The sequence below is a fragment of the Pseudomonas sp. MWU12-3103b genome, from assembly GCF_023100615.1.
Lineage (GTDB): Bacteria > Pseudomonadota > Gammaproteobacteria > Pseudomonadales > Pseudomonadaceae > Aquipseudomonas > Aquipseudomonas putida_A.
In genome coordinates, this window is the sequence record NZ_JALMEY010000024.1 from 67,020 (window position 1) to 75,939 (window position 8,920).

The following is an 8,920-nucleotide window of genomic DNA, read 5'->3' on the forward strand; positions in this document are numbered from 1 at the left end:
GTGCGGCTGAAGTGCATCAAACTGGCGGGGTTCAAGTCCTTCGTCGACCCGACCACGGTGAACTTCCCCAGTAACATGGCGGCGGTCGTCGGGCCGAACGGTTGCGGCAAGTCGAACATCATCGACGCCGTGCGCTGGGTGATGGGCGAAAGTTCGGCGAAAAACCTGCGTGGCGAGTCGATGACCGACGTCATCTTCAACGGCTCGACCAGCCGCAAACCGGTGAGCCAGGCGAGCATCGAACTGGTGTTCGACAACTCCGACGGCACCCTGGTCGGCGAGTACGCGGCTTACGCCGAGATCTCCATTCGCCGCAAAGTCACCCGCGACAGCCAGAACAGCTATTTCCTCAACGGCGCCAAATGCCGCCGTCGCGACATCACCGACATCTTCCTCGGCACCGGCCTCGGCCCGCGCAGCTACTCGATCATCGAGCAGGGGATGATCTCCAAGCTGATCGAAGCCAAACCGGAAGACCTGCGCAACTTTATCGAAGAAGCGGCGGGCATCTCCAAGTACAAGGAGCGCCGGCGCGAGACTGAAAACCGCATCCGCCGCACCCACGAAAACCTTGCGCGTCTGACCGACCTGCGTGAAGAGCTTGAGCGTCAGCTCGAGCGCTTGCACCGTCAGGCCGAGTCCGCCAAGAAGTATCAGGAATACAAATCCGAAGAGCGCCAGCTCAAGGCGCAACTGTCGGCCCTGCGCTGGCAGGATCTGAACGATCAGGTCGGCCAGCGCGAGTCGATCATCGGCACCCAGGAAGTCAGTTTCGAAGCGCTGGTCGCCGAGCAGCGCAATGCCGATGCGGCTATCGAGCGGCTGCGCGACGGGCACCATGAACTGTCCGAGCGCTTCAATCTGGTGCAGGGCCGCTTCTATTCGGTCGGCGGCGACATCGCCCGGGTCGAGCAGAGCATCCAGCACGGCCAGCAGCGCTTGCGTCAGTTGCAGGACGATCTGAAAGAAGCCGAGCGCGCGCGTCTGGAAACCGAATCGCACCTGGGCCACGACCGCACGCTGCTGCTGACCCTCGGCGAAGAGCTGGACATGCTCACCCCCGAGCAGGAAGTCACCAGCGCCGCCGCCGAAGAAGCTGCCGCTGCGCTGGAAGATTCCGAAAGCGTCATGCACGGCTGGCAGGAGCAGTGGGACACTTTCAACCTGACCGCTGCCGAACCACGGCGCCAGGCCGAAGTGCAGCAGTCGCGGATCCAGCAGCTGGAAACCAGCATGGAGCGGCTGGCCGATCGGCAAAAGCGTCTCGCCGAAGAGCGCGATCTGCTTTCCGCCGACCCGGAAGACGCGGCGATCATGGCGCTCAACGAGCAGCTCGCCGAATCCGAAGCGACCCTCGAAGATTTGCAGACCAGCGAAGAAGCGCAGGTCGAAAAACTGGAACAGCTGCGTCAGGAATTGCAGCAGGCACTGACCGCGCAGCAGCAGGCGCAGGGCGATTTGCAGCGGCTCAACGGACGACTGGCCTCGCTGGAAGCCTTGCAGCAAGCCGCGCTCGATCCGGGCACCGGCACCGCCGAATGGCTGAAGGAACACAACCTCGTCGAACGGCCGCGTCTCGCCGAAGGCTTGAAGGTCGAGGCTGGTTGGGAGCTGGCGGTGGAAACCGTGCTCGGCGCCGATCTGCAAGCGGTGCTGGTGGACGACTTTAACGGTTTCGATCTGTCCGGTTTCACCCAAGGCGATCTGCGCCTGCTCAGCCCCGCCAGCGATGGTGTTCGGGTAGCGGGCAGCCTGCTGGATAAAGTCGAGGCGCAGATCGATCTGTCGCCGTGGCTCGGCCAGGTCAAACCGGTCGACAGCCTTGAACAGGCGTTGGCCCTGCGCGGCCAGTTGAGTGCCGGGCAGAGCCTGATCAGTCGCGACGGTTACTGGGTTGGCCGACACTTCCTGCGGGTGCGTCGCGCCAGTGAAGCCGAGAGCGGCATGCTCGCCCGTGGCCAGGAAATCGAGACGCTGCAGGTCGAACGCGAAGAGCGCGAAGCCACGGTCGAAGCCATGGAAACCCGTCTGCAAACCCTGCGGGCGCAACAGCGGCAGCAGGAAAACGGCCGTGAGCATTTGCGCCGTTTGCTGCAGGACGAAGCCCGCTCCCAAGGTGAATTGAAAGCCCAGTTGTCCGCCGGTAAAGCCAAGGCTGAACAGCTGACGCTGCGCCGCACCCGCCTCGATGAGGAGCTGATCGAACTCGGCGAGCAACGCGAACTGGAACACGAACAGATCGGCGAAGCGCGCATGCAATTGCAGGAAGCGCTCGATGCCATGGCGCTGGACACCGAGCAGCGCGAGTTGCTGCTGGCTCAGCGCGACAGCCTGCGCGAACGCCTCGACCGCGTGCGCCAGGAAGCCCGTCAGCACAAGGATCACGCCCATCAACTGGCGGTGCGTCTCGGTTCGTTGCGCGCGCAGCACGATTCCACGCGCCAGGCGTTGGAACGTCTGGAGATGCAGGCTGAGCGCCTGACCGAAAAGCGTGAGCAGTTGAGTCTGAATCTGGAGGAGGGCGAGGCACCGCTGGAAGAGCTGCGCCTGAAACTCGAAGAGCTGCTCGACAAACGCATGACCGTCGACGAAGAACTGAAGACCGCGCAGATCGCGCTGGAAGACGCCGACCGCGAACTGCGCGAGGCGGAAAAGCGCCGGACCCAGGCCGAGCAGCAATCGCAACTGATCCGTGGCCAGCTCGAACAGCAGCGCATGGAATGGCAAGCGCTGACCGTGCGGCGCAAGGCGTTGCAGGATCAATTGCTCGAAGACGGCTACGATCTCAATGGCGTGCTCGCGACATTGACCCCCGAGGCCAGTGAACGCGCCGCCGAAGAAGAACTCGAACGGATCAATGCGCGGATTCAGCGCCTGGGCGCGATCAACCTCGCGGCCATCGACGAATACACGCAACAATCCGAGCGTAAACGTTATCTGGATGCGCAGGACGCCGATCTGGTCGAAGCATTGGAGACCCTGGAAAACGTCATTCGCAAGATCGACAAGGAAACCCGTAACCGCTTCAAAGATACCTTTGATCAGATCAATGGCGGTTTACAGGCGCTTTTCCCGAAAGTTTTCGGTGGCGGCAGCGCGTATTTGGAACTGACGGGCGAAGATCTACTCGATACAGGGGTGACGATCATGGCGCGGCCGCCAGGAAAGAAGAACAGCACCATCCATTTGCTCTCCGGCGGGGAAAAAGCCCTGACCGCGCTGGCACTGGTTTTTGCGATCTTCAAATTGAATCCGGCGCCGTTCTGCATGCTCGATGAAGTTGACGCGCCACTGGATGACGCTAACGTTGGACGCTACGCACGATTGGTTAAAGAGATGTCGCAGACCGTGCAGTTCATCTATATCACCCACAACAAGATCGCCATGGAAATGGCCGATCAACTGATGGGCGTGACGATGCACGAGCCGGGTTGTTCGCGACTGGTTGCAGTGGATGTCGAGGAGGCGATGGCGATGGTGGACGCCTGAGTCAGCGTGGTGTCGGAAGGGTATGAGTAGTCTGTAGGACTTTTTTACCGACTTCGACTTGCTGGCCAATCGACATATTCGCGCAAGCCAATGTGACAGACGGTGTAAAGTTGTCTTTGGTCGTGCTAGTTTAATGTCAATTTTTCGTATACGTGGGCAAAACGCCTGTCAGAACATAGAGTTGGCGCCACGTTTTAAAGCGGTTTGCACAATGTAAACCCCTTATTTTTCAGCATTTTTTATAGAGGCACGGGATTACATGGAAATCGGTCTGCGCGAGTGGCTGATCGTCATCGGCATCATTGTGATAGCCGGTATTCTTTTCGATGGCTGGCGCCGTATGCGCGGCGGCAAGGGAAAACTGAAATTCCGTCTTGACCGAAGTCTGTCCAACTTGCCGGACGAGGACACCAGCGCTGAGCTGTTGGGCCCGGCCCGCGTGCTGGACACACATAAAGAGCCGCAACTGGACGAACACGATCTGCCGTCGGTGAGCATGCCGGCCCGCGAAGCACGCGAGCCTCGCGAATCCGGTTCGAAACGTGGCAAGCGCGGCAGCAATGGTCCGGCCCAGGGCGACCTGAACCTCGATCTGGATTTGGACGGCGGCCCGAGCTTCAGCAGCCGTGATGATGACTTCGTCGACGACAGCAAGCCTGCGCCAGCGGTGGCCGACAAGGATCAGCCGCAAGCCGAAGAAGTCCTGGTGATCAGCGTGATCTGCCGCGACGCCGCCGGCTTCAAAGGCCCGGCCCTGCTGCAGAATATTCTGGAAAGCGGTCTGCGTTTTGGCGAGATGGATATTTTCCACCGCCACGAAAGCATGGCCGGCAACGGTGAAGTGCTGTTCTCCATGGCCAATGCGGTCAAGCCGGGCATCTTCGATCTGGACGACATCGACCATTTCAGCACCCCGGCGGTGAGCTTCTTCCTCGGCCTGCCAGGCCCGCGTCATCCGAAGCAGGCCTTCGACGTGATGGTGGCGGCAGCACGCAAGCTGTCGCAGGAACTGAACGGCGAGCTGAAAGACGACCAGCGCAGCGTGCTGACCGCGCAAACCATCGAGCATTACCGTCAGCGCATCGTCGAATTCGAACGCCGCGCCCTGACCCAGAAGCGCTAAGGCCAGAGCGCAGTTGTGGCGAGGGAGCTTGCTCCCGCTCGGTGGCGAAGCCGCCGTAAATCCTGCAACCTGGTTGTGCCTGATGCAACACGGTGGATGGTATTGGGCTGCTTCGCAGCCCAGCGGGAGCAAGCTCCCTCGCCACAATGTCCATAGCCTTGAGCTATTGTGATTTAGAAGATTGAGCAGCCTCGGCTGCTCTTTTGCTTTATGAGAGAACACCCATGACCGCCGCCAAAAACCGCATTCTAGAGCTGCGCGCTGAACTCGATCAGCACAACTACCGTTACCACGTCCTTGACGAGCCGAGCATTCCGGACGCCGAGTACGACCGGTTGTTTCACGAGCTCAAGGCACTGGAAGCGGCCAATCCGGAATTGATCACCAGCGACTCGCCGACCCAGCGTGTCGGCAGTGTGGCGCTGACCGCGTTCACCCAGGTGCGTCACGAAGTGCCGATGCTCAGCCTCGGCAACGCCTTCGAAGAAACCGACATGCGCGAGTTCGACCGCCGGGTGACCGAAGGTCTGGATCTGCCGGCCGGTGATCTGTTCGGTGGCGGCGCGGCGGTGGAATACAGCTGCGAGCCGAAACTCGATGGCCTGGCGGTCAGCCTGCTGTATCAGGACGGCGTGCTGGTGCGCGGCGCCACCCGTGGCGACGGCACCACCGGTGAAGACATCAGCGTCAACGTGCGCACCGTGCGCAACATCCCGTTGAAGCTGCACGGCACAGGCTGGCCGGCGACCCTCGAAGTGCGCGGGGAAGTGTTCATGTCCAAGGCCGGTTTCGAGCGCCTCAACGCCTCGCAACTGGAAGTCGGCGGCAAGACCTTCGCCAACCCGCGCAACGCCGCTGCCGGCAGCCTGCGTCAGCTGGATTCGAAGATCACCGCCAACCGCCCGCTGGAATTCTGCTGCTACGGCATCGGTCAGGTCTCCCACGATATCTCCGATACTCACATCGGCAACCTCAAGCAATTGCAGAAGTGGGGCATGCCGATCAGCCACGAGCTGAAGCTGGCCAAAGGCATCGGCGAGTGCCTGGATTACTACCGCGACATCGGTGAGCGGCGTAACGCGCTGGCCTACGAAATCGACGGTGTGGTGTTCAAGGTCAACAGCATCGCCGATCAGCGCGAGCTGGGCTTCCGGGCCCGCGAACCGCGCTGGGCGATTGCGCACAAATTCCCGGCCATGGAAGAACTCACCGAACTGCTCGACGTGGAATTCCAGGTCGGTCGCACCGGCGCGGTCACTCCGGTGGCGCGGCTGAAACCGGTCAAGGTCGCGGGCGTCACTGTGGCCAACGCGACCCTGCACAACATGGATGAAGTGGCGCGCCTGGGCCTGATGATCGGCGACACGGTGATCATCCGTCGCGCCGGTGACGTGATCCCGCAGGTGGTGCAAGTGGTCACCGAACGTCGCCCGGAGAATGCCCGTCCTGTGGCGATTCCAGAGAATTGCCCGGTCTGCGGCTCCCATGTCGAGCGCACGCAACTGGTCAAGCGCAGCAAAGGCAAGGAAACCATCAGCGAAGGCGCGGTGTACCGCTGCGTTGGCCGTCTGGCCTGTGGCGCGCAACTGAAGCAGGCGATCATTCACTTCGTCTCGCGCCGGGCGATGGATATCGAAGGCCTTGGTGACAAGAGCGTCGAGCAACTGGTCGATGAAGGTCTGGTCAGCTCGCCGGCCGATCTGTACGCGCTGAAGTTCGACGACATTGTCGATCTGGAGGGCTTTGCCGAGGTCTCCAGCAACAAGCTGCTGGCGGCGATTGAAGACAGCAAGCAACCGGGACTGGCGCGGTTCATTTATGCGCTGGGCATTCCCGATGTCGGTGAGGAAACGGCCAAGGTGTTGGCGCGCTCGCTCGGTTCCCTGGAGCGCGTGCAGCAGGCGCTGCCGCAAGTGCTGACCTACCTGCCGGACATCGGCCTGGAAGTGGCGCACGAGATTCACAGCTTCTTTGAGGATGAGCACAACCAGCAGGTGATCACCGAGTTGTTGGGGCATGGCCTGCAGATTCAGGATCAGGGCGAACTGGGCGCCGAGTTCGCCGCCAGCACCACGCTCGGCGGTCTCCTCGACAAGCTGCACATTCCCTTTGTCGGCCCGGGCGGCGCGCAGAAACTGGCGGACAAATTCGGTTCGCTGGACGCGGTAATGAATGCCGACTGGCTGGACATGCGTCAGGCGCTACCGGAGAAGCAGGCCAATTCGGTGCGCGAGTTTTTTGCTGTGTCCGAGCATCGGCAGATCGCCGAGGCCGCCGAGAAACAGCTGCGGGATTTCGGCATGCACTGGCTGAGCGAGAAGAAAGTCGTCGAAGGCCTGCCGCTGTCCGGCGAGACCTGGGTGCTGACCGGCAAGGTCGAATTGATGAGCCGTGATGTGGCTAAAGAACACCTGGAAAGCCTCGGCGCCAAGGTTGCTGGCTCGGTCTCGGCGAAAACTCATTGTGTGGTCGCAGGGCCGGGTGCTGGCTCGAAGCTGACCAAGGCCAATGAGCTGGGGGTGAAGGTGATGGATGAAGAGGCGTTTATCGCTTTCCTCAAAACCCATGGCATTTCTGCCTGATAGGGCTCAAACCTGTAGTGAGGGGATTTATCCCCGACCGGCTGCGCAGCAGTCGTAAAGCCTGAGCACACGGTTTGTCTGATTCAACTGAGTTTTAGGATTTGGGGCTGCTTCGCAACCCATCGGGGCGGTGCGACGTTTCGCTAAATCCCCTCACCACAAGGGTGGTATCGGCCAATAGCCGTGGAGTATTCGGAACGATGTCGGCTCGGCAATGATCTAGTCTTGGCAAGCCCCAGGGAGAGATCGCCATGTACCGCTTTTTCGAGCAGCTCAGTTCCCGCATTGTCGCGCCGTTCATGGGCGAATCTTCACGCAACAGCAAAATCTGGCCGTGCCGCTGCGGCCAGTCGCTGTTCTTTCGCAACAGTCAGTGCCTGGCTTGCAGCGCGTTGTTGGGCTATCAGCCTGAAGAAAGTCGCCTGACCTCGTTGCAGCCCGGGCCACAGGACGGCAGTTGGACACTCGATGCCGATCCCGACGCCGGATTGTTTCGTCGCTGCGCCAACCTCGACACTCCCGCCGCGTGCAACTGGCTGCTGCCGGATAACGGCCACGACAGCCTGTGCATCGCCTGCAGCCTCAACCGCACCATCCCCGACCTTTCAGTGCCGGAAAACCCCGAACGCTGGCGCAAAGTCGAAATCGCCAAGCGCCGGCTGGTGGCGCAACTGATCACCCTCGGCCTGCCGGTCATCCCGAAAACCGTGGATGAGGCCACCGGCCTGGCCTTCGACTTCATCGGCGTCGATCTCGAAGGCAACGCGCCAATGACCGGCCACGCCAACGGTCTGATCACCCTCGATATCAAAGAAGCCGACGACGCCCATCGCGAGCAGGTGCGGGCGGCGATGCATGAGCCCTATCGCACGCTGCTCGGGCATTTCCGGCATGAGGTCGGGCATTATTATTGGGATCGACTGATCGCCAACGGCCCGTGGCTCGAAGCTTTTCGCAACCTGTTCGGCGACGAGCGCGCCAGTTACGCCGAAGCGCTCGACCGTCATTATCAACAGGGCGCACCGCTGGACTGGACGCAACACTACGTCAGCGCCTACGCGACCATGCACCCATGGGAAGACTGGGCGGAAACCTGGGCGCATTACCTGCACATGATGGATGCGGTTGATACCGCGCTGGGTTTCGGCATGAGCGCGCGGGAAATGGACTTCGACTACCAGCCGTTCCCGTCCAGCACGCTGTACGACCCGGAGCACCCCGGCGGCGCGGCGTTCCTGTCGTTCGTCAATGCGTGGATCGAACTGGCGGGCATGCTCAACGAGCTGTCACGCAGCATGGGGCAGCCGGATTTCTACCCGTTCGTGCTGCCGGCGGCGGCGATTGCCAAGCTGCACTTCATCCATCTGGTGATCCAGCAGGCGGGCGGCAAGGCGGACGAGGTGTTGCAGGCGCAATAGCAAGTGCTTGAAGCCCTTCATATTTTTTATCTGAAACCAACGGTTGTAACTTCGCTTCAGATAGGTACAATGGCGCGGCTCGCCGACAGGTGAGTGTCGTTATGGTGACCCCATCGGTCCCCCCGCAACGATTACCCGTGAACCTGGTCAGAGCCGGAAGGCAGCAGCCACAGCGGGAACATTGTGTGCCGGGGTGTGGCTGGTGGGGTTACCACCTTAACGAACGAAGAACGCTTCAACAGAACTGCATGGGTTTCGCCCACTGCGGTTTTTTTATGCCCGCGATTTGGGCTTTCACACCAGCCCCT

Annotated in this window: 4 protein-coding genes and 1 other RNA gene; all 5 read left to right on the forward strand. The window is 61.2% G+C overall.

Features of this window, described 5'->3' with window-relative positions:
• The 5 genes from smc (at position 1) to ffs (ending at position 8,820) form a co-directional block, all read left to right on the forward strand.
• Entirely contained in the window at positions 1-3,489 is a 3,489-nt protein-coding gene (smc, locus tag M0808_RS27125) for a chromosome segregation protein SMC (RefSeq protein ID WP_247843066.1), read from the forward strand.
• 259 nt (positions 3,490-3,748) lie between these two features.
• Positions 3,749-4,612, forward strand: a complete 864-nt coding sequence (zipA, locus tag M0808_RS27130; protein ID WP_027613270.1) for a cell division protein ZipA — start codon at positions 3,749-3,751, stop codon at positions 4,610-4,612.
• Between the two features lie 224 nt (positions 4,613-4,836).
• Positions 4,837-7,194: an NAD-dependent DNA ligase LigA gene (gene ligA, locus M0808_RS27135; RefSeq protein ID WP_247843067.1), complete on the forward strand. Its 2,358-nt coding sequence runs from the start codon at positions 4,837-4,839 to the stop codon at positions 7,192-7,194.
• 251 nt (positions 7,195-7,445) lie between these two features.
• On the forward strand, positions 7,446-8,612 hold the full coding sequence (locus M0808_RS27140) for a putative zinc-binding metallopeptidase (protein ID WP_247843068.1): 1,167 nt from the start codon (positions 7,446-7,448) through the stop codon (positions 8,610-8,612).
• 111 nt (positions 8,613-8,723) lie between these two features.
• An RNA gene (gene ffs, locus M0808_RS27145) (signal recognition particle sRNA small type) lies at positions 8,724-8,820 on the forward strand.
• Positions 8,821-8,920 lie beyond the last annotated feature (100 nt).